Below are 21,142 nucleotides of genomic sequence, written 5' to 3'. Positions count from 1 at the left end.
AGAAGATTATTTACTTAACTCTGGCAAGACCATTGAGATTAAATTTTTGTAACCAAGTTTCGCGGTCGCTTGCAGTAAAAGCAGCATCGCGCGATTGGACTTTGACTTGGTAGCGATTGGCTACTAGAACAGCAGTTTGATTTTTACCAATAGTCCTGGCTGGATAACCGGCAATTTGTTGAGAGCTTTGTTGATATTTTGCCGCAACATCAGGAGTGCTAGCCGTATCAGAAATGGACAGCATAGCTACGTCCTGACCATCTTTTTTTAACTTAGCTTCGGCAAAGCCTTTTTTCTCTTGAGTATAGACGCGTTCGTAACCGTTGCCTGCTGACGGGAAGAATTGATTAAACTTGGCACCTTGGGTAGCATCCTTGGTGACAGCCTGACCACTTCTCTGCTGAGAGCTTTCTTGTTGTGCTTGTTCAAAACGAGAGGGTGGCTCTGAGGCGCAAGATGTTACAAGTAGCAACAAACTTAAAAGCAGGGGAGCCAGCATTTTACGCAGACGGGGCATGATCATCCTCTTTTCCTTAATAAGTAACGGGGATTCCCGTACTAATTTTGGTATATTATTGGTCGGTCTGGATCACTCTAAAGTAATATCGCTACAAACTAGTTACCTGTATATGATCAGTTACATTGAGTAAATGCGAATTCAGTTAGAGCTTTGTTAGCCTGCTTAAGGCAAAAATTCTTTTTCTCTAATGAAAATCGCAAAAATCAGCGAACACCAACGGTTTTAAAAATCTTGTTGGATTAGGCAAATTCTGGTCAAATGCACCAAAGTGCAAGTACCTGATCACCTTTTCTAGGTTAGAGAAATTTTTGAAGATAGCTCTTTAAAACAGTTCTAGTTAGGGCAGCTTCTTTTCCAGATTACTACCAGGCTGTTTTGTAAGGCCTTGATCTGTGTTCCTAGTCCTAGGAGGGGCGTTTTTCCCTAGAAGGCGAAGCTTCTGCACAAATTGGAGAGCTTTTTTAGACTAGCATTTTCAAGAGACCGAGTTTCTAATAGGGATATGTGGGTGCACAACCAAGCTGGCTGGGAAAGCTTAGCTTGACCTGAAAGCAAGAGTGATTATCCAGAGAGTATGGTGCCTTAAAAATGGCATTCGTGAAGAAAAATTTAGAAATTACTGAAAATATATCAGCACGGATGCTATCGGCTTAATAGTGCTCAGGCTAGTTACGAGTAACCAAAACGAGTACTCAGTAAGTATAAACCCACGTAAAACCCTTAAGCTATGCGTATTCTCATTTATTCCTACAATTATTCTCCTGAGCCAATTGGGATCGCACCTCTGATTACAGAACTAGCAGAAGGTTTGGCAACAAGAGGACACGAAGTTCGTGTTGTTACTGGTATGCCTAACTATCCCGAACGTCGTATTTATGACGAGTACCGGGGGAAATTCTACCTAACAGAAATAATTAATGGTGTTACCGTTCAGCGCAGTTATCTCTGGATTCGCCCTGAACCGAGTTTTAGCGACCGATTGTTACTAGAAGTTAGCTTTCTGGTTACTAGCTTACTTAATGCTTTAGCCGGGAAGCGCCCAGATGTGATGCTCTTGACAGCCCCACCTTTGCCTGTTTCTTTGCCAGCAGCCTTCTTGTCGTGGATACATCACACTCCTGTAATTCTCAATCTGCAAGATATTTTGCCAGATGCTGCGGTGAAAACTGGCATACTGACTAACAAAAAGTTAATTGGCATTTTCGCAGTTCTCGAAAAGTTTGCTTACCAGACAGCTACTAAGATTAGTGTGATTGCTGATAGCTTTGTCGAAAACTTACACAATAAGGAGGTTCCCGAAGATAAAATCGTACAAATTCCCAACTGGGTTGATGTCAACTTCATCCGTCCTTTACCCAAAGAAGACAATCTCTTCCGCACGGTTCATCAGCTCAATGGTAAATTTGTCGTCTTGTACTCTGGTAACATTGCCCTTACTCAAGGTTTAAAAACTTTTATCAACGCGGCAATTCGCCTACGTCACATTAGCGATATTGCGATTGTGATTGTAGGAGAAGAAAAAGCACTAGAACGATTAAAACTCTACAAAGAAACCACTAAAGCAACTAACGTCACACTATTACCTTTCCAACCTCGTAATAAACTCCCAGAAATGCTAGCTGCAGCAGATGTCGGCTTAGTTCTCCAAAAACGCAACGTGATTTCCTTCAATATGCCCTCAAAGATTCCTGTGCTGCTGGCAAGTGGTCGCGCCATTATCGCCTCTGTTCCTATTACTAGCAGCGCCGCTAAAACTATAGAACAAAGTGGTGGTGGCATTGTTATCCCTCCAGAGCAACCAGAAGTATTAGCCGACGCTATTTTGACTCTTTATCAAAATCCTCACCAAGTTAAACTGATGGGTGAAAAAAGTAGAAAATACGCCGTTGATAAATATTCCTTTGAACAAGCTCTTAATCGCTACGAAGAACTCTTTGCTGCTGTTCAGCAGCCTTGAGCTAAGATGATCTAATGAGCAATACTTTCTGGCTGTGGCTGATGCAGCTTAACCTTACCAAACAACAAGAGGAAAAAACTCACATCCTGAGTGCCATGGCCCTCAGAGAATCCCTGATAACTTTTGCAGTTCTTGCAATAGGTAGCCATAGTTTTTTGGGAGTTACCTTAAGGAGTCTTTTGCCGTGAAGCGAGATCAGGTCTTAGCCTGGTTAGCAGAGAATGTTCCTGCTGCTCGAATTCAACATATTTTGGGCGTTGAGCAGATGTCCGGAGAACTAGCTAGACATCACCACCTCAATGTCGAGAAGGCGCGTAATGCTGGGTTGATGCACGACCTGGCAAAATGCTTTAAGCCGAAAAAATTGTTGCAGATGGCTAGAAGCAGGGGAATAGAAGTAGATCCTGTATCTGAAGCCAACCCTCATCTACTACACGCAGATGTGAGCGCGATTGTTGCTCAAGAGCAATTTGGTATACAAGATCAAGAAGTCTTGCAAGCGATCGCTTTTCATACCTTAGGGTATCCTGGTATGAGTAAGCTTAGCTGTGTAGTGTTTCTGGCAGACACTCTTGAACCCGGTCGTGGTGACATACCAGATTTACAAGCATTGCGGCTTCTTAGCAAACAAGACTTGTATCAAGCTATTTGGCTAAGCTGTGACTATAGTTTAAAGTTGCTGCTGGAGAGCCGTTGCCTAGTTCATCCCCGTGGGATCTTGACTCGAAATTGGGCGCTGCAAATGTCAACCCAAAAAGCGCAGTCAGCCAAACATCCCCAATCTATTGCCAGAGGATAATAGTTTGTCGAATAGGCGGTTAGCTACCAATAGAGAGCTTTACCTATGTCCAGACGAAACTCCCTGTACACACCTAGCCGGATAGCTCCTTACTGGACTTCCCCTATCTAGACTACAAATATAAATCCACACAAAACGGCAAGCTGGAAAAATTACCGAAAAAAAGGATGGTGCGTAACGCCTTAAAGGTGTTACAAAAAGCCTTACCAAGTCAGCATAATTTGCTGTGCCAGTAGAATTATTAGTATAGCCTAATCCCTGTAGACCTAGTGAAATTTAAGGAATTGAGAATTTGATGAGAGATCAACTACAAATACCATCCACCTTAGTTGCTGCAAGTAACGAAAAACAGGAAGCAAGCCTAGAAATAGCTTGGGATATTGCCCAAGCAGCCGATGACCGCAAGGCTGAAGATATCGTGATCCTAGGAGTGGCAGAGATATCTTACCTTGCAGATTACTTTGTAATTGTTACCGGTTTTTCTAGGGTTCAGGTAAGAGCGATTTCTCAGTCTATTGAAGACAATGTAGAGACTAAGTGGCAAAGGCTACCCCTCAGGACTGAAGGTCGAAGCGACGGCAGTTGGATTGTTCAGGACTTTGGTGAGGTAATTGTACACATTTTGCTCCCTCAAGAGCGGGAATTTTATAATCTCGAAGCCTTCTGGGGACACGCCGCAAAAATAGAATTCCAGGCATCTTGACCCGTAACTTACTAAAAACCATGATCGAGTCTTCTGTTTCTGCATGCCCAGTTCCAGATGAACAGCAACCGCTTAATGAGTACCAAGAATTAACAGAATCTTGGTTTTTTAGCTGGGGAAAGCTAGACCCAATAAAATATAGTAGGAAACTAGCTTGGGTTTGGGCTTGGAGCTGGCTAATTACCGGTCCTCTAGCAGCAGCAAGTTTCGCCCCCAATAAGCACCTACTACAATTTATTCTTTGCAGCAGTGCTGGCGCGGGCATTGCTTTAGTTTTGACTTTGCTGAGGCTATACTTAGGCTGGTCTTATGTACGCGAGCGCCTCCTGAAAGAGACAATATTTTATGAAGAGTCAGGCTGGTATGATGGTCAAACTTGGACAAAGCCGACAGAAATCTTGACGCGTGATCGCCTCATAGTTTCTTACCAAGTTAAACCAATTCTGCAACGTCTAGAACGTACATTCGCCATCTTGGTATTAATTGTCTTTAGTGGTAGCCTAATTTGGAATCTTCTATAGCTAGAGTGCAGTCACTCGGAGTAAGATTTACCCGGCAACCAAGGGAATTATTCTGTCCCTTCTCATTGTTAGAGTCTTACGCATGAAAAGGGGAAAACCCGTTCAATCGCCATCCTTAGAAGTCCATTTACTCAGGGAAGGCCTAGTCGAATCTACACATCAAGTCCAAGCTGTCGTTTGCGACGAGCGGGGACGTGTTCTGTCTTTTGCTGGTTCTCCAGAAACCTCCAGCTTCGTTCGTTCTGCTCTTAAACCCTTTCAAGCACTGGCAATCACCACCACAGGGACACTGGAGCGTTACGATCTCAAAGACCGTGACTTAGCAATAATATGTAGTTCACATCAAGGGGACATCGAACAGGCGCGGCAGGTATTTAACGTCCTGTGGCGTTGTGATATTGAACCCTCAGCACTGCAATGTCCAATTCCCGCTGGGAAAGAAAGTCCACTACAAGACAACTGCTCTGGTAAACATGCCGGGATGTTAGCTGTGTGCCAGCAAAGACAGTGGTCACTCACTACCTATTTGCAATATAACCATCCTGTACAACAGCTAATTCTGAACCAGGTTGCTGAGTTGATGGGGATGCCAGGAGAGGAGTTGATTAGAGCCCACGATGACTGCGGGGCACCTACTTACTTTATGCAACTCCGTCAGATAGCCTCACTTTACGCTCAGTTAGCGTCTGGATCCAATTTAGCAATGGAGCGTGTTGTCCGCGCCATGACCCATTACCCAGAATTGGTGGCAGGAGTAGGTCAGTTTGACACTGAACTGATGCGACAGGCACCAGGAGAGTTAGTAAGTAAATCAGGAGCCGAAGGAGTCCAATGCATCGGTCGCATTGGGGAAGGTATGGGTATGGCAATTAAGGTGATTGACGGCTCTAAGCGGGCAAAATACGCCGTTGCGATTCAACTGCTTAAGCAAATGGGTTGGATTAGCCCTTCTATAGCCGAAACTCTGGCAGAAAATTTTATGAAACTCAGTGAGTTTAAACGTTTAGAGGTGATAGGCGAACTGTCAATACCTTAAGGAATTATTCGGCTACCAGCAGATTTGATCTAGCAAAAGCTTTACTAGAAAATGGACAAATTAACAATTGTTAATTTTCAAAGACTGGTTAAACGCGGTGGCTGTTTTTACCTATAGCACGGAAAACTAAAATCACTAGGGTGATTACCGTCAAAGGTACGGCAAATGTGATCATGATGTCGCTGAAGGCACCCAGAGCATTGTGTTCGGTAGCGTTAAGAAACAAATACAGGGTATAGGCAGCGTAATACGACAAGAAAAGAAAACCCTCCCAACGGGCGATTCTATAGCCAGTAAAAAAAATAGGCAAGCAAGCGATCGCCACTGCGATCATTACCGGTAAGTCAAAATTTAGCGCTGGTGTTGGCACCTGCACTCCCTTTGGTGCCACTAAACCCGCAACCCCGAGTACCATTAGGATGTTGAAAATATTACTGCCAACCACGTTGCCAACAGCAATATCTCGCTCGCCACGCATGGTAGCAGCGACAGAAGCAGCTAACTCCGGCAAGGAAGTACCAATAGCGACAATCGTTAAACCGATAATTAACTCGCTCAATCCGAAAAGCCTAGCAATTGCCACAGCTCCATCGATCAACCACTCTGATCCGAGTACTAACATTACCAAACCAACAGTAATTAGTCCAATCTGGAAAATTATCTGCCGTAGCCCTTGGCTCGGTTTGCTATTCTCTCCAGGCTTCTGGGGCAGTTCGTCTGCAGGATTCTGACTGTCTTTACTGCTCTCTTTACGGCTCTGGTAAAGGGTAAATACAGTATAAGCAATCGCCCCAGAAATCAGGATGGTGCCATCTAATCGGCCCAGCCTACCGTCCGAACCCATAAAAGCTAGCAGAAAAGATACACCAATCATCAAGGGTATATCTAATCTTACTAATTGCCGTGAAACAATCAGCGGTGCCATGACCGCAGAGCAGCCGAGAATTAACAAAATATTAGAAATATTACTTCCTACGACGTTACCAAGAGCAAGATCAGATTCTCCTGCATAGCTAGAAAGAACAGACACAGCTAATTCCGGAGCACTAGTGCCATAGGCTACTACAGTTAGTCCCACTACTAGCTGTGAGAGTCCAGCCGCAGTAGCCAATCCCGATGCGCCTCGTACCAGAAATTCTGCACCAGCTACCAATAGGACAAATCCAATAAGAAATAAAACTAAGGTCACTGTATCCATTACGTGTTGTCAGGTGAGTGATTAGAGAAACCAGGCTAGCAAATTTGATTGTTGTCCAAGAGAAAGGGACTAAGAGGTAGGGCATTCCTTCTCTCTCAACCTTGCTAATATAATCACTATGCCATCCGACTCAAGATAAGACCTAATAGGTCTTTATTTTATAACTTGCCATTTTTGGCAATTAGGCGTTATAGTAAGAAAGACGACGCGGGATAGAGCAGTCTGGTAGCTCGTCGGGCTCATAACCCGAAGGTCGGTGGTTCAAATCCGCCTCCCGCCACCAAATAGAAAACAAGCCCTGCAATCTTTAAGATTGCAGGGTTTTGTTTTAAGCTGATCACCATCTATTTAGCGATTGACACTGTATACCAGCGTTTTATCCAGATTTGAGGCAAAAATTGGTGATTATTATCGCCATCAGGAATTTAGCTATCCATTAAGTTCCGGAGTCCCTTCAAAACTGCCGTGACCACTCTTGCGGCCAACGTTCAACCACAACTTTCGTCTGCGTAAAAAACTCCACCGCATCTCGCCCTTGACCGTGTAAATCTCCATAAAAACTATCTTTCCAACCACTAAAAGGAAAGAAAGCCATCGGTGCTGCCACACCAATATTGATGCCAATATTTCCCGCTTCCGCCTCATAGCGAAACTGCCGCGCTGCTGCCCCGGAACTAGTAAATAAACAAGCCATATTGCCCCATTTACCACTATTCACTAAAGCGATCGCCTCTTCAATCGTTTCTAGGTGCATTAACCCCAGCACGGGACCAAAAATTTCTGTACGAGCAATTTCACTACTGGGATCTACATTTTGCAGAATTGTCGGACGGATAAAGTTACCCTGTTCGTAACCAGAAATCTTAGAATTACGTCCATCGACTAATAGCTTTGCCCCTTCATTTGCCCCTTTTTGAATCAACCCCTCAATTCTGGCTTTACTTTCAGGGTTAATCACAGGGCCCATTTGCACACCCTCATCCAAGCCATAGCCTACCACTCTTGTTTGCGCAGCAGAAGCGATCGCATCTGTAAAAGTATGACGCGCTTCTCCCACCGTAACTGCCACAGAAGCCGCTAAACAACGCTGTCCCGCACAACCAAAGGCGCTATCAGCGGCAATCCGCGTAGTCATTGCCAAATCAGCATCAGGGAGAATAATAATCGGATTTTTCGCGCCTCCTTGACATTGCATCCGCTTGCCATAGGCGGCCCCTTTGCTGTAAACGTATTGAGCAACGGGCGAAGAACCAACAAAACTAATCGCTCGAATCGTGGGATGTTCTAAGATGGCGTCAACAACTTCCTTCGCACCATTAACTAAATTAACGACACCTTTGGGCAATCCCGTCTTTTCTAGTAACTCAAATACCTTCTGCATAGTCAGAGGTACTTTTTCCGAAGGCTTAATAATACAAGTATTGCCACAAGCGATCGCATAGGGCAAAAACCAGAAAGGAATCATCCCAGGGAAATTGAAAGGAGCAATTATCGCCGTTACTCCGACTGGTTGACGAATCATGATTTCGTCAATCCCACGAGCAATATCTTCTAAGTTGTATCCCTGCATCAGCATAGGAATGCCACAGGCGACTTCCACATTTTCAATTGCCCGTTGCAACTCTCCTTTGGACTCTGTTAGGGTTTTACCGCACTCCCAAGTAATTGTGCGGGCCAACTCATCTAGGTGTTCTTCTAAGAGAAATTTAAGCCGGAATAGATACTGCACTCGTTGAGTTGGCGGGGTACGTCGCCAACTAGTGAAAGCAACAGCAGCAGCAGTAGTAGCCACCTCCACATCACTTTTGGGTGACAAAGGAACCTGGGTCAAAACTTCAGCAGTGGCAGGATTAACTACGTCGAGAAATTCTGTAGCACTTGAGGCAGACCATTCTCCATTAATGTAGTTAGGCAAGAGATTTTTCAAAGACACAGCACTCGCTTACAAATAGGTGCTTTCAGATGCTACTACCTTCGCTGCACCAATAAAGCTAGGGCTGAGCCTACCTGTTACGAAGAGATGCGGGGATGAAGAGTACAGGGTAGCCAGGACAGGCTATTTGCCTTTTAGTCCGCCAAAAATACCTATTACTTAAATAAAGGTGGATTTTCTTGAAGATAGATACAACTAATGCATAAGAATTTACATAAATTAGTTAACTATGTTACTTTTATATCAAGAAAACTTTTTTGATTGGTCAATAAAACATATTACCCCCCTCTATAAGAAGCTTTTAGAGCGGCGGTGTTAAGGATTGAGGATTTATCAATCTCCAATCTTCTGCTTGGGGGCATAGCATTGCCATGCCCTTAAAGATTGCGAATTTTGTAAGTTATTTAATCCGCGTTCCTAAGCTAACGAACTCACTGAATTTAGCCATCAAGTAGCGTACATAATATCCATGAAGAAACCTATTGGAAAGATCGCCCTGTTTTCTGGAGGGGCTGTGTCTTTGCTGCTTGCTATTAGTGCATCGGCCTTCCTCTACAAGCGTTATTTCAACTACGATTTAACGAAAATTCCACTCAGTAACGACCCAGAAAGCACAGTCACATATTCTGATGGAAATATTTCCTTCAGTCGAGTCAATGATCTGACTTTTAATGTGTCTGCCAACTTAGCAAACGATGAATCATCTGCAATTGTAAACCTGAAAAATATTGACCTTGGACTGTTTATCCCAACTGCGCCAAAGGCTATTCAGGGTGACCAAAACTTAAAGAAATGGTTTTTGTCGGAACGGGAATTTAATCGGCAGAGAGTCGTGTTTGCTGCTGGTTCTCCTCAGATTGAAGTGGCAGCAGGTCAAGGATTAGACGCGCAAAATGTCTCTGTACAGCTAACTAATAACTGTTTGGGAGCTGGCTATTGGGAACTGGCTGTTTACACGGAGCAAAATGGTCAGGAAGAAGCACTTTACAAGGGCTTTTTTACATTCCCTAGGGGCAGCTATCGGCAACTAGTCGAAACGACAAACAATACCTCCTATTGGCAACATGCACGAACCATGGAGGGTTGGCTCGGCTTTAATTTTAACCAGGGTCTTCCCTTTAATCTGAATGCTACTAGAAGTGTTCAGTCTGAGTACCAAGTAGCCGCAGAATATCCCAAGGATGAAGCTATTCTTACCTCAGGTGAACAGAAGAAAAAAGCCAAACTCGTTGTCTACAGCGATACCAACCAATCTTTGCAAACCTGGGACGATATCAAGCAGTCAAATGTTCAGTTTCAGAGCTTTTTGGCACCTGGAAGCTACGCTGACTCTTCTCTTTGGAAAACTAATTACCGAGAGATTACTAACTTCTCAGGCGCTGTTGTTAGGGATATTTCCTCAAAACTCTCGTCGGATCGGTCACTCCAGGAAATTGAGCTGAGTTTTAAAAACGATGATGGCGAAACTCGTCGCTTGATTATCAGTGGGCTAGATTTGCAAGATGTACCACAACTAAAAGTTGACGATTATTCTGACGGCTTTTATATGCCAATTGGATTTGGTACAACCTTCACCCAAGACTATGGGGAGTTGCAAAAAAATCCACCTTCTGAAAGTGCTTTCTTTAGCGTCGTACTAGACGAAAATGATCGGGTATTAGATTATCGTCATGATATTGGAATTAACGGAATAGTGCTTCATCGTGACATAGCTAATCCGGATTTGGTACATATATACCCACTTTCCTATGAACGGATTATGCTGGTAGGTCACTACATTATTGATACGAGTAAACGCATGCCTTCTTAAGTAATCAGTAAGCTCACTCTAATGTGCTATCTCGATGCCCTGCTAATATTTCTATAGCACTACTCTCGTTGAGATAGCCTTGACTTAGCCACAAAGGCTTAACTTGTCCCCAATGGATTACAGGGAAAGGGCTGATCAGCTGTTGGTAAGGGAGTCTCTGGAATTTGGTTGACTGAGACACCAGACTTCCACTCTGGTGGACAAATCGCAATATAGCGAGCATAACCTGCCAACCCCATCTTGTGATAGATATTAATCTCATTTAGCTATGGGAGAGAAAACCCTGCTGGCATTAGCATAGAGAGAGGGAGATTTGCCAAGAACTAAGCTTTCAGGCTGTAAGTCTTGGCGAGAGTAGCTTTGGGAGGACTAGAGACTAGATGGCAGTTAAATTACGGCGACCCATTTTAATCGGGGGAGTTGGTCTGTCGTTTACGCTGTGGCTGTTACAGAGTATTAATGATTCAGTAGCAGAGTTAGGCGAGTGGGGAATCTTGGGATTAGTAACCCTGGGGGCGGGATTTTGGTTTTTCCAGCCGAGAAAGTCTATTAAGCTGGAGTTATCGCCAGTATCACTACCGCAAGACCGCGAAACCGTCCAAAAGGCGATCGCACAAGCGGCAAATGTGATCACCCAAGTGCAGACTGAGGTAAATAACCAGGATGCCATTACCCCCTTGCAAGAACGGATTGCTCAGCTAAGCAACGAATTAGATCGACAGGAATTCAGGTTAGCAATTACTGGTGGTAAAAGTGTTGGTAAAACTACTGTCAAGCAACTGCTAGAGTCTGACTGGTTGCCCCAACAACAACTCAGTATTAGCCTAGAAGAAACACCAGCGTTATTTGTTAGTAATAAACCAGATCTAGAGACAGAAACTACTGCTCAGGAAGTAGCACTTGCCTCAGATTTGGTGTTATTTATTACTACTGGTGATTTAACCGTCACTGATTTAAAAAGTTTGCAACAACTCAGTATAGCTTCACAGCGCACGATACTTTTGTTGAATAAACAAGACCAGTATTTGCCAATAGAAAGAGCGACAGTCATACAACAGTTAAGGCAGCGTGTTGTGGGCATATTAGCAGCAGAAGATGTCGTACCGATCGCTGCTGCTCCCGCCGCAGTGAAAGTGCGTCAACATCAACCAGATGGTTCGATGCAAGAGTGGATGGAACCACAAACCCCTGATCTAAAAGTTCTGAGTGAGCGATTAAGTTACATCTTGACTCATGAAAGGCAACAATTAGTGTGGGCAAGTGCGATTAGAGGCGCGGCGGCCTTGGAAGTCTCGGCGAAAAATGTCTTGAATAACGCCAGACGCGATCGCGCTTTACCAGTGATTGAGCAATATCAGTGGATTAGTGGTGCTGCGGCTTTTGCTAATCCAGTTTCGGCACTAGATTTACTCGCAACTGCGGCTATTGGTACTCAGCTAATTGTCGAGCTTGGCAATATCTATCAGCAAGAACTCTCTCTATCCCAGGCTCAAGCAGCAGCGAAAGCATTGGGTAGTTTGATGGTCAAACTTGGTCTAGTTGAGCTTTCTACCCAAACAATTGGCGGCATCCTCAAAACGAATACTTTTACCTACTTTGCTGGTGGAGCAGTTCAGGGAGTCAGCGCTGCTTATCTAACCAGATTAGCAGGTTTGAGTCTCATCGAGTACTTCCAAGAGCAGCAGAAGAGTGGCAATACTGGGCAACCTTTCAACTTAGAAAATCTGGGACAAAAACTGCAAAAAGTTTTCCAACAAAATCAAAGAACCGCTTTCTTACAGTCTTTTGTGAAAAGAGCATTAGGACATCTAGTACCAACACTAAACCAGACTAAGCTTACCAGTTCTGAGACAGCAGCAACGACTCTTTAACACCCTTTACTAACTCTTTGCTAATTCATCTGTAGAGAAAATCCGGATAATAGTACTCCCTTCAGTATGTGTTAGTGGCACTCTGTCAAAGTAAGTGCACTTACAGCCAGAGTGTTCACAAAACTCATAACTGTAAAGCAAAGCCAATGGCAATTAATTATCCCATTATCGAAACCCAGATGAGGCTGATCAGAGCCTTACAAAAGGGCTATGTTGAGGCGCTCGAAGCTGGAGACTGGCAAGCAGCAGATTACCGATGCGCCCACTTAAATAAGTTATGTGAAGGGCTACACCACCTGAGTCAGTTGCTCAGCACAGAAAACAGTTTGCCGAATACAATGACACCCAAAAATGTTAACCATATTAATAGCTGGGTTAGTAGTGTCCATGGGAAACCCCCGGCTCAGACTTTGGCTGCATCTTCTGACAATGCCAACAATAATTCCTCAATGCAGCAACCATTGCCACCAGAACAGGTACGTAATGAATGGGGTATTGGTTTTCAAGGGATAGAACCGCCACCAATTGATGAAGTGTGGTAAAAACTTTTTTCCCCTCTTAGTTTTTGAGAGGAATTAAAAGGCAACCAGCATAGAGCCAAAGTAAGTACAGCCAAAGTTTGTGGCGGGTCAGGTATAATTTTAGACTGACCTACAGGTTCAACTGTAACTGTTAAATTATCCAGAAAAACTTGTCCTTGCTCCTCACTACCAGCACCGTGCTAATAAATCCCAACTCCTGCAAAGATGGGAAAATGACAGAGTGGTGCATCGTCTTCATTTATCTTTGCTAGTGGCATTGAAGCTTGCAGTTGATCACTGGTGAAAACACCATCACCATTGGCATCAAACTAAATTACTTGGGATTCTGGTTTAATAACGTATCGATAATTACTGAGGAAATTAGTAGCAATACCTGTTGAGGTTGCCACCCAACTATTGTTGGGATAACCTAGTGCCGTGCCAGGGGCTACCGAGCCAACTCCGCAAATAAAGCCAGGTAACCACCAATCGGGGCTTGCCGAATATTTGGTCATTAAAAATTCCACACTCTCCCACAGGAGTCAAGCCACCCTCAGATTAAAGTAAACTAGTGATTTGTGAGTTAGTGGTGCTACCAGCACAAAGACACAAATGGTAGGCAGGCCCTGCCCACCACTTTTGCTCAAAGTTGTTATATTTTTCCTTCAGAGCTGTATCTAAACCGCTCAATTTTCAATTAACCGCTTTCTATTTGCGACTTCTCCCCTGCCTTTCAAGCGGGGGAGAAGTCAATCGCTGAGCTTGCTAAAATCTTCAATTAATCAGCTTCACCCCTAAGCCTGGATTTGGGACAGCCAATCCTACCTAAGGAAAATATTCGAGCAAGGCGATTGATTAAGCGCAATTACTGGGGAGGGAACAAAACTGATAAATCAGCGATTAAGAGACAATAGATCTGTAGTCTGTCCTTAGTTTGTCTAGCCTTGAGTAATTTTAACTCTTCCCCCTCCAACTCCGCTGCTGGGCGTCCTCCATACCCCACAAGTGGCAATTACCAAGAAACTCAATTCAACCGCACTCGTGCCAGTTTGCGGCAAATGCTTGCCCAATATGGCAATCCACAACACTACCAAAAAGATCTTGCAGATGTCGAATTGCCAGCGGCGTTACGCCATGAAGTAGAGGTTTTAAAGGCTGCCCTTGACAAGTTAGAGCAGGGAGTAATTCGCATTGCTGCTTTTGGTTTGGTAAGTCGAGGCAAATCAGCGGTAGTCAATGCCTTGCTGGGACAAAAAGTAATGCCAACTGGCCCTTTGCATGGCGTCACCCAATGGCCAAAATCTGTACGCTGGACGCCAAGCACCGAGGGCAAGGTACAGGTAGAGTTAATTGATACACCTGGATTAGACGAAATTCAGGGGGAGGCACGGGGGCAGATGGCGCGAGAGGTAGCAACTCAAGCAGATTTAATTTTATTTGTGGTGGCTGGTGATGTTACGCGTACCGAGTATCAAGCGCTTTGTGAACTGCGCCAAGCTCAAAAGCCGATCATTTTGGTGTTTAATAAAATTGACCTCTATCCAGAAAAAGACCGTGAGGCTATTTACCAACAGTTGCAAGAACTAGGTACTGGTCGTCCCAAGGATCGGCGTTTGCAAAAGATGTTGTCGCCAGAGGAAATTGTGATGGTGGCAGCAGAACCTGCTCCTCTGGAAGTGCGAGTCGAGTGGCCTGATGGTAGAGTCAGCTATGAATGGGAGACGCCGCCTCCCCAGGTAGATGAGCTCAAGCAGAAAATTTTGCATTTGCTCAACAGAGAAGGGCGATCGCTTTTAGCTCTTAATGCCCTTTTTCAAGCCAGGGACGCTCAGACAAACGTATCTAAAAAAACGCTGGAGCTACGCAGCAGCGCTGCTGAAGACTTAATCTGGCGCTTTACAAAATATAAAGCTTTGGCAGTTGCCCTCAATCCCATTAGTCTAGTGGATGTTTTGGGAGGCGCTGTTACAGATTTGGTGCTAATTCGCTCCCTCTCAAGGTTGTACGATTTACCAATGACTGGCTATGAGGCAGGAAAGCTCTGGCAGAAGATTTTAGTCAGTTCTGGAAGTTTACTGTTGGGTGAACTGGGTAGTAGTCTCTTTTTGGGATTCGGCAAGAGTGCCTCTGCTGTTGCCACTTCTGTGGGTAGTCCAGCGGGTTTAACGGCTTATGCTGGAGCTGCCATTACCCAAGCTGGGATTGCTGGTTATGGAGCCTATGCAGTTGGCCAGGCAGCACAGGTTTATCTGGAGCAAGGCTGCTCTTGGGGTCCCCAGGGTCCGAGTACAGTTATTCGAGAAATTCTCGCTCAAGTCTCACCTGACACCATTCTCTATCGCCTGCGCCAAGAGTTAGGGCGGCAGCTAGAGGATGCCTAATTACAAAAGAAGGCAGGGAGATGAAAACAACTCTGGTGAGTCCGAAGAAGAAGAAAAACTGGACAGTTTTTTCCAGCAGCTTGTCAACAGTATGATCTCCTCTGTTAGTTTTTCTATCAGTTGACTCCTATCGACAGTTTAGAACTTGGTATCGAAGGTTCTCCAAGATGGTTTTTAGTAGGCAATTTTGACCCTGAATCTCAGTACTTTTGCTTAAATTACCCAAATTTTCTTCTGTTTATGGCTTTTACTGGCTTCAGTACCAGCTTTGTTGCTCCTCTAGCTGCCCCTTGTAACAGTTGGGAGGAGAAATGTGGGCTAAAAGGAAACTCATCCGGAGATGGCAGTAGTATTGCCTCAAATTTGGCAGGGATTGACAGTACTGATGCAACTTTGGGTATGGGAGAATGGCAGAAGTGGAAACCGCCGCAACCGAATCCCAAAATCTGACAAATCAGTCCCATCTGTGCGAGATTTGCTTGCAGCACAAGAAGTGCCAGGATTTTTTTTGATCAGTAATTTTACTAACGGAAAAATTTCTTAACCCTACACCTTTTTTAGATTTTTCCTGTGAGCCAATAGGTAGTCATTTTTCCCTTACCTTTGACCAAAATTGTACCCCGTTTTTCCAGCAAATATTGTTCTTTCAAACGCTCATAAGTAGCAGTGGTGACTTGAATTTTTCCTGGTATTCCCTGAGCTTCCATACGACTAGCAATATTAACAGCATCTCCCCAAAGATCATAACTAAACTTTTTGATGCCAATTACTCCAGCAACCACAGAACCAATGCTAATACCAATGCGAATTTGAAACATTTCACCCAAGTCATTGCTAAAGCGAGTTATGGCTTCCTGCATTGCCAATGCCAAATCTGCGGTACAAGCCACAATGCAGGAAGAGGCTACGGCTGTAGCATAACCACCGCTTGGTGTTGGCAATCCTCCAGCTACCATATAGGCATCACCAATAGTTTTAATTTTCTCTAAGCAGTGCTTCTCAGCTAGTTGGTCAAAAGTAGAAAAAATTTCATTGAGTAAGTTGACTAATTCAATAGGCGGCATACGGGCAGCAAGGGGAGTAAAACCCACAATATCTGCAAATAAAATCGTTGCTTCTTCAATATATTCTGCTAGGGAACAATCATAGGATTTTAAGGGATCAAGATTAGCACGCTGTTTTAGTTGATCCGCAATCGATTCCGGCAAAATATTGAGTAACAATTGATCAGATTGACGCTGACTTTCCAATAAAGCTAACTCTGCCTGCTTACGTTCGGCAATTTCTTTTTGTAGTAGTGTATTGGCTGTAGTTAATTCCACAGTGCGCTCGGCAACTTTCTGCTCTAGAAAAGTATTTAGTTGTTTGAGTTGTGCATTAACTTTTTGCAAAGCTTCATTTTGCTCAGCTAATTGTTGGCTCTGACGATAACTCCGCAGTGCTTCAGTAATTGTTAAACCGAGGTCTGTAGTTTCCCAAGGTTTAGCGATGTAACGATAAAGATTGGCAGAGTTAACTGCATTACCTACCGACTCAGTACCCGCCTGTCCAGTCAGCATAATCTTCAAAGTTTTGGGGTAGCGACTATGAACTTGAATAAGCAGTTCATCCCCTTTCATCCCAGGCATGATTTGGTCAGAGATAATCAGGGGAACATCGACTCCTTCGGCTTGTAATTCTTCAAGAATTTCTAGGGCCTCTTGAGCACTTTCAGCTAGTTCGATTTCATAGTCACTACCCAATTGTTGAGATAATTGGTCTCGGAGGCTAACTAACACTATCCTTTCATCATCCACACAGATAATTACAGGTTTACTCATCTTTGCCCTCTAATCCTGATTCCAGGACTTCGATTAGGGTCGCTTCATCCCAAGGCTTGGGTAAGTACCGATGTAGATTAGCGTGCTTTGTTGCCCTCTCAATCGCTTCATCATTAGCTTGTCCCGTTAACAGGACTTTAACAATGTTGGGGAAGCGCTGATGAACTTGCACCAAAAATTCGTCCCCTTTCATCCCAGGCATCAGCCAGTCAGAAACAATAATTAAAATAGTGATATCGTCTTCGTTAAACTCTTCAATGACCTCCAAAGCCTCATCGGCACTCTCGGCAAATTCGTACACATAGCGTTTGCCAAAATGATTATTTAATTGATCTCGCAGACTAGTTAAGATGATTCGTTCATCATCAACACAGAGAATGGCTTTTTTAGGCATGGTTTGAGATGTTAAGTTCGAGATTCTAAATTTTAAGTTAGACCTCATGCACTAGTACACACCACAAGGAAATTAAAGTCCCTGATTATTTGCCTCCTCACTGCGTCACCGCAGTAGTTGCCTTTTCCTTGCTCCCTACTGTCTTATCGGTAGCAACACCCTGAAGGCTGTTCGCCCTGGTTGACTCTCCACGTCAATTTTCCCCTGATGCTTGTCAATAATCCTGCGGACAATATCTAACCCCAAGCCACTGCCTTCTCCAGCAGGCTTAGTCGTGAAGAATGGCTCAAAAATTCTCTCTTGGACTTCTGGGGGAATTCCGCAACCAGAATCAGTTACTTGCACTACTATACAATTATCCTGCTCCGAGACAATTATCTCTAACTTACCTTTGTTGCTCATTGCTTGGATAGCATTGTGGATCAGGTTTGTCCATACCTGATTTAGTTCTTCAGGATAACAGAGGATGAGGGGAACTTCTGCATAATCTTTGTCGACTTCAATGCCCTGTTTTAATTGATTATGATAGATAGTCAGTACAATATCAATCCCTTCTGTTACCTGACTTTTAACCATTTCACCAATTTGGTCTTGACGGGCGTAACTTTTCAGGGCAAAGACAATTTTTGATGCTCTTTCTATCGCCAATTTGACATTTTCACTATTATTTTTTTGCATGGAAATGTTATAAGCAGCATCTAAAATTAAATCTTTTTTGGGAGATTTTAACAGAGTCATCAAAGAAGAAATTTTCTGGGTAAAACCCATTTTCACTAAGCTATCAGCAACGGTATCAGCATCCTCAATTTCCTGAGCTTCTAATTCTTGTCTAAAGGCACGTTTTAATTTGCGTTCTTCTCGGAAAGAGAGAATTTCTAGCTTTTGTTGGGTGGCACTTAGTAAGTTAAAGAAATCCCCTTGCTGTTCACTAGAAAGTTGCCTGAACAGTTGAGGGAGTTGTTGGATTGAGTTATCTAAAGCCATAGAGATATTACCAATAGAGGCTTTGATAGCTCCCAGGGGAGTATTAATTTCATGAGCAATGCCAGCCACTAGTTGTCCCAAAGCTGCCATTTTTTCCGATTGAACTAGTTCTTGTTGAGTAGCTTTAAGATAATCAAGAGCTTGGGAAAGTTCTTTGGTGCGTTCTTCTACTTGAGTTTCCAGTCGGCGATGAGACTCTTCTAAGATGCGGAGATTTTCTGCCCTCAGTTGGGAAAGACTAAGATGAATTTTCATTCTGGCAAGTAATTCATCTTTAGAAATGGGTTTGGTGAGATAGTCATTAGCACCAACATCTAAACCAATTACTAAATCTTTTACTTGAGTTTTAGCTGTTAAGAGCAAAATAGGAAGTTCAGTAGCTGGGAAGTCTTGGCGAATTCTTTTCGTCACTTCGTAACCCGTCATTTTGGGCATCATCACATCCAGCAAAATCAGATCCGGTTTCATGCCGTTTTCAATTACTGCCAAGGCTTCTTGTCCATTAGTTGCTTGGGTAATAGCATAATTTTGTAAAGAAAGATTATTAACAAGTACCTGAAGATTGACTGGCTCATCATCAACGATTAGAATTTTGGAATTTTTTCCGTTGTTAGTTATTGCTTGTTGGTTATTGGTTATTGACTGGGCTTCTGATGATGACTGAATAATACTTTCTTCAAGTAGGGCAATTGGTGGTTTGCTCTCAATTTTTTCTTGGCAAATAGGTAAGGTAAAAGTAAACTTTGAACCTCGACCAATTGTGGAAGCAACGCTAATTTTACCCCCGTGCAACTCAACAAGTTTTTTAGTGATAGCTAGTCCTAATCCCGTGCCACCATAGGTTCTGGCAGTGGAACCTTCGGCTTGCTCAAAGGATTTAAAAATGCGGTCTAGTTTGTCTACTGGGATGCCAATTCCGGTATCTGATACAGTGACTGCTAATTGCTCTGAAGGGTTGGCATTTTCACTGTTTAGCTCTTCTGTTGACTTAAACTTGACTATTTCGGCCGAAATTTTTACCCTGCCGCTTTCTGTGAACTTAATAGCATTGCCTACCAGGTTATGCAGAATTTGTTGCAATCTATTTTCATCGGCTGCTGCTGGCGGCAAGTCAGGGGGAATAGAATTAATTAGTTGCACATTTTTAGAACCAATCAGGGGTCGGCTGAGGGTAAGAACTACTTCTACGATTTCCCGCATTCCCACCGCCTGGATTTGCAGTTCAATATCTCTGTGCCTTAGTTTAGAAAAATCCAGAATGTCATTGACTAAGTTAGACAAACGCCGACCACTAGAAACCACCATAGCTAGATTGGCGCAAGTTTGTTGGGGAAGAGGCCCAGTGGCACCGTCAATTAAGGATTCAGTAATACCAATAATTCCGTTTAGCGGTGTACGCAATTCATGAGAGGTATTGGCTAAAAACTCATCTTTAAGTTGATCCGTACGCTGCAAATCAGCGTTAGCTTGTTTAAGAGCCTCTTCACTTTGACGTAGTGCTGCCGTTGCTCGTGCTACGGCTTCTCGCAGTCGCGTTGGAGTACTGACTAAAATGAACATGAAGACTCCAGCTAAGAGAGCTACTGAACCGCCTCCTATCCATAAACGTCCGGATACAGGGGTATTGGATGGCCATCCGGTTACTGGCACCGCAGCTAACTGCCAGGAACCATTGGGTAGAGTCACCTCCAAAGTCACCGGATCTCGCTGAAAAATTGTGGCGTCTCCGAAAAATGTTTCCCCGGTGGCTCCCGAACTGTCTTTTCCACGGATTGTATACTGGAGCTTAGCTGAGGGTTCTAGCAGTCCGGCTTCTTTAAACAGAGTATTTCTATCGATGCCAATGCTGACCATACCCCAGTAAGGACCACTCTCGGGAGCTTTACCAGGTGGGGTGAGAAAAATTGGGGTGCGAGTGATGAAAGCCATCCCACCTTGAAGTAACTCAACTGGGCCTGCAAGTACAGTGTTTCTGGTATCGATTGCTCTCTGAAAAGCTTCTCTTTCTTCTGGGACTTTCATTGGGTCAAATCCCAGTGCGCCTTCTTGTCCAGCAAGAGGGTAGAGATGCGTACAGATGGAATCTTTAAATAAGGCAGCACTAGGGATGCCTGGTTGCTGTGCCACAATCACCCTAGCCAGGTTTTCAAATTCTTTTTGGTTAATATTAGGATTAATAACTGAGATATAAGCGACCAAACCCCGCGTTAGAAATAGTCGCTGGTTCAATGAGCCTTCGAGGCGAGCTCTGACGGTGCTTAGTTGATTAAGTACATCAGCATGGTTTCGCTGCTTAAACCGTTCTTGTTCAGAGCGTTCTAAGACCCAGACAATCGCTAGAACTACTGCTACTGTCAAAGAGGCGGCGAAATAGGGCAAAAAGCGAGTTTTCGTCACCTTATAGGGCATCTTTTGAGAAATTTGGGAAAATACGCTGTTTAAAATGTTTTTAGTCATAAGTGCGATGGTGCGATCGCTTTTTCTTGAAGTTATTAACCTATTGAATCCGATAGTTTGAGGATAAGAAAGGTTTCGCCAGATTTATGAGTTGGTGCTTGGGTGATTGGTGAGTGTGATTGCAGTAAGATTTCTCTATCAAGAGAAAATTTAGTTGATGATAAAAAGGCGTTGCCCTGTATTTTGGCACATTGCCAAACTGTATAGTTTCTTAACGAATACTTTATTTCGAGAAGA

The 21,142-nt window shown here is 43.8% G+C and carries 19 protein-coding genes and 1 tRNA gene; 12 read left to right on the top strand and 8 right to left on the bottom strand.

What is annotated here, in order from left to right:
* Positions 1-10: 10 nt before the first annotated feature.
* Positions 11-523, bottom strand: coding sequence for a hypothetical protein (locus tag ACT7WV_RS24145; RefSeq protein ID WP_445105310.1), 513 nt, complete (start codon positions 521-523; stop codon positions 11-13).
* Positions 524-1,247: 724 nt separating this feature from the next.
* Between ACT7WV_RS24145 and ACT7WV_RS24140 the strand changes: the two genes are divergently transcribed.
* The 6 genes from ACT7WV_RS24140 (at position 1,248) to ACT7WV_RS24115 (ending at position 5,536) form a co-directional block, all read left to right on the top strand.
* On the top strand, positions 1,248-2,477 hold the full coding sequence (locus ACT7WV_RS24140) for a glycosyltransferase family 4 protein (protein ID WP_445105309.1): 1,230 nt from the start codon (positions 1,248-1,250) through the stop codon (positions 2,475-2,477).
* 14 nt (positions 2,478-2,491) lie between these two features.
* On the top strand, positions 2,492-2,665 hold the full coding sequence (locus ACT7WV_RS24135) for a hypothetical protein (protein WP_445105308.1): 174 nt from the start codon (positions 2,492-2,494) through the stop codon (positions 2,663-2,665).
* On the top strand, positions 2,662-3,276 hold the full coding sequence (gene yqeK, locus ACT7WV_RS24130; RefSeq protein ID WP_445105307.1) for a bis(5'-nucleosyl)-tetraphosphatase (symmetrical) YqeK: 615 nt from the start codon (positions 2,662-2,664) through the stop codon (positions 3,274-3,276). Before ACT7WV_RS24135 ends, yqeK begins: the two co-directional genes overlap by 4 nt.
* Before the next feature lie 295 nt (positions 3,277-3,571).
* The gene (gene rsfS / locus ACT7WV_RS24125; RefSeq protein WP_445105306.1) at positions 3,572-3,979 is read left to right on the top strand and encodes a ribosome silencing factor; all 408 of its coding nucleotides are present in this window, start codon (positions 3,572-3,574) and stop codon (positions 3,977-3,979) included.
* A gap of 20 nt (positions 3,980-3,999) precedes the next feature.
* Positions 4,000-4,500 (top strand): CGLD27 family protein, encoded by a 501-nt coding sequence (locus tag ACT7WV_RS24120; protein WP_445105305.1) that lies wholly within the window; start codon positions 4,000-4,002, stop codon positions 4,498-4,500.
* Positions 4,501-4,582: 82 nt separating this feature from the next.
* A complete protein-coding gene (locus ACT7WV_RS24115; RefSeq protein WP_445105304.1) occupies positions 4,583-5,536 on the top strand; it encodes an asparaginase in 954 nt (317 codons plus the stop codon).
* 88 nt (positions 5,537-5,624) lie between these two features.
* On the opposite strand, the gene ACT7WV_RS24110 is transcribed toward ACT7WV_RS24115, so the two are convergent.
* Positions 5,625-6,734, bottom strand: a complete 1,110-nt coding sequence (locus ACT7WV_RS24110; RefSeq protein WP_445105303.1) for a calcium/sodium antiporter — start codon at positions 6,732-6,734, stop codon at positions 5,625-5,627.
* Between the two features lie 206 nt (positions 6,735-6,940).
* On the opposite strand from ACT7WV_RS24110, the gene ACT7WV_RS24105 reads away from it, so the two are divergent.
* Positions 6,941-7,017: transfer RNA gene (locus ACT7WV_RS24105), tRNA-Met, on the top strand.
* Between the two features lie 171 nt (positions 7,018-7,188).
* On the opposite strand, the gene ACT7WV_RS24100 is transcribed toward ACT7WV_RS24105, so the two are convergent.
* Positions 7,189-8,667, bottom strand: coding sequence for a CoA-acylating methylmalonate-semialdehyde dehydrogenase (locus ACT7WV_RS24100; protein ID WP_445105302.1), 1,479 nt, complete (start codon positions 8,665-8,667; stop codon positions 7,189-7,191).
* A 469-nt stretch (positions 8,668-9,136) separates the two neighbouring features.
* Here ACT7WV_RS24100 and ACT7WV_RS24095 point away from each other — a divergent pair, with 469 nt between their 5' ends.
* Positions 9,137-10,477, top strand: a complete 1,341-nt coding sequence (locus tag ACT7WV_RS24095) for a hypothetical protein (protein ID WP_445105301.1) — start codon at positions 9,137-9,139, stop codon at positions 10,475-10,477.
* Between the two features lie 13 nt (positions 10,478-10,490).
* On the opposite strand, the gene ACT7WV_RS24090 is transcribed toward ACT7WV_RS24095, so the two are convergent.
* Positions 10,491-10,658, bottom strand: a complete 168-nt coding sequence (locus tag ACT7WV_RS24090) for a hypothetical protein (protein WP_445105300.1) — start codon at positions 10,656-10,658, stop codon at positions 10,491-10,493.
* A 199-nt stretch (positions 10,659-10,857) separates the two neighbouring features.
* Here ACT7WV_RS24090 and ACT7WV_RS24085 point away from each other — a divergent pair, with 199 nt between their 5' ends.
* Together ACT7WV_RS24085 and ACT7WV_RS24080 are read left to right on the top strand one after the other, a co-directional pair.
* The gene (locus ACT7WV_RS24085) at positions 10,858-12,348 is read left to right on the top strand and encodes a slr1306 family protein (RefSeq protein ID WP_445105299.1); all 1,491 of its coding nucleotides are present in this window, start codon (positions 10,858-10,860) and stop codon (positions 12,346-12,348) included.
* Positions 12,349-12,494: 146 nt separating this feature from the next.
* The gene (locus ACT7WV_RS24080) at positions 12,495-12,890 is read left to right on the top strand and encodes a hypothetical protein (RefSeq protein ID WP_445105298.1); all 396 of its coding nucleotides are present in this window, start codon (positions 12,495-12,497) and stop codon (positions 12,888-12,890) included.
* Between the two features lie 308 nt (positions 12,891-13,198).
* On the opposite strand, the gene ACT7WV_RS24075 is transcribed toward ACT7WV_RS24080, so the two are convergent.
* The gene (locus ACT7WV_RS24075) at positions 13,199-13,384 is read right to left on the bottom strand and encodes a hypothetical protein (RefSeq protein WP_445105297.1); all 186 of its coding nucleotides are present in this window, start codon (positions 13,382-13,384) and stop codon (positions 13,199-13,201) included.
* Positions 13,385-13,927: 543 nt separating this feature from the next.
* On the opposite strand from ACT7WV_RS24075, the gene ACT7WV_RS24070 reads away from it, so the two are divergent.
* Positions 13,928-15,250 (top strand): GTP-binding protein, encoded by a 1,323-nt coding sequence (locus ACT7WV_RS24070; RefSeq protein WP_445105729.1) that lies wholly within the window; start codon positions 13,928-13,930, stop codon positions 15,248-15,250.
* A 120-nt stretch (positions 15,251-15,370) separates the two neighbouring features.
* On the top strand, positions 15,371-15,700 hold the full coding sequence (locus tag ACT7WV_RS24065) for a hypothetical protein (RefSeq protein WP_445105296.1): 330 nt from the start codon (positions 15,371-15,373) through the stop codon (positions 15,698-15,700).
* Positions 15,701-15,807: 107 nt separating this feature from the next.
* Here the strand turns inward: ACT7WV_RS24065 and ACT7WV_RS24060 are convergent, their stop codons facing one another.
* From ACT7WV_RS24060 to ACT7WV_RS24050, 3 genes are all read right to left on the bottom strand, one after another.
* Entirely contained in the window at positions 15,808-17,070 is a 1,263-nt protein-coding gene (locus ACT7WV_RS24060; protein ID WP_445105295.1) for an adenylate/guanylate cyclase domain-containing protein, read from the bottom strand.
* Positions 17,063-17,464: a response regulator gene (locus tag ACT7WV_RS24055; RefSeq protein WP_445105294.1), complete on the bottom strand. Its 402-nt coding sequence runs from the start codon at positions 17,462-17,464 to the stop codon at positions 17,063-17,065. Before ACT7WV_RS24055 ends, ACT7WV_RS24060 begins: the two co-directional genes overlap by 8 nt.
* Before the next feature lie 135 nt (positions 17,465-17,599).
* Positions 17,600-20,905: an ATP-binding protein gene (locus ACT7WV_RS24050; protein ID WP_445105293.1), complete on the bottom strand. Its 3,306-nt coding sequence runs from the start codon at positions 20,903-20,905 to the stop codon at positions 17,600-17,602.
* Positions 20,906-21,142: the final 237 nt, after the last annotated feature.

It is taken from the genome of Symploca atlantica LB2515, from assembly GCF_052546295.1.
Note: the sequence above shows the minus strand (reverse complement) of the source record. Positions and strands in the feature narration are given on the sequence as shown.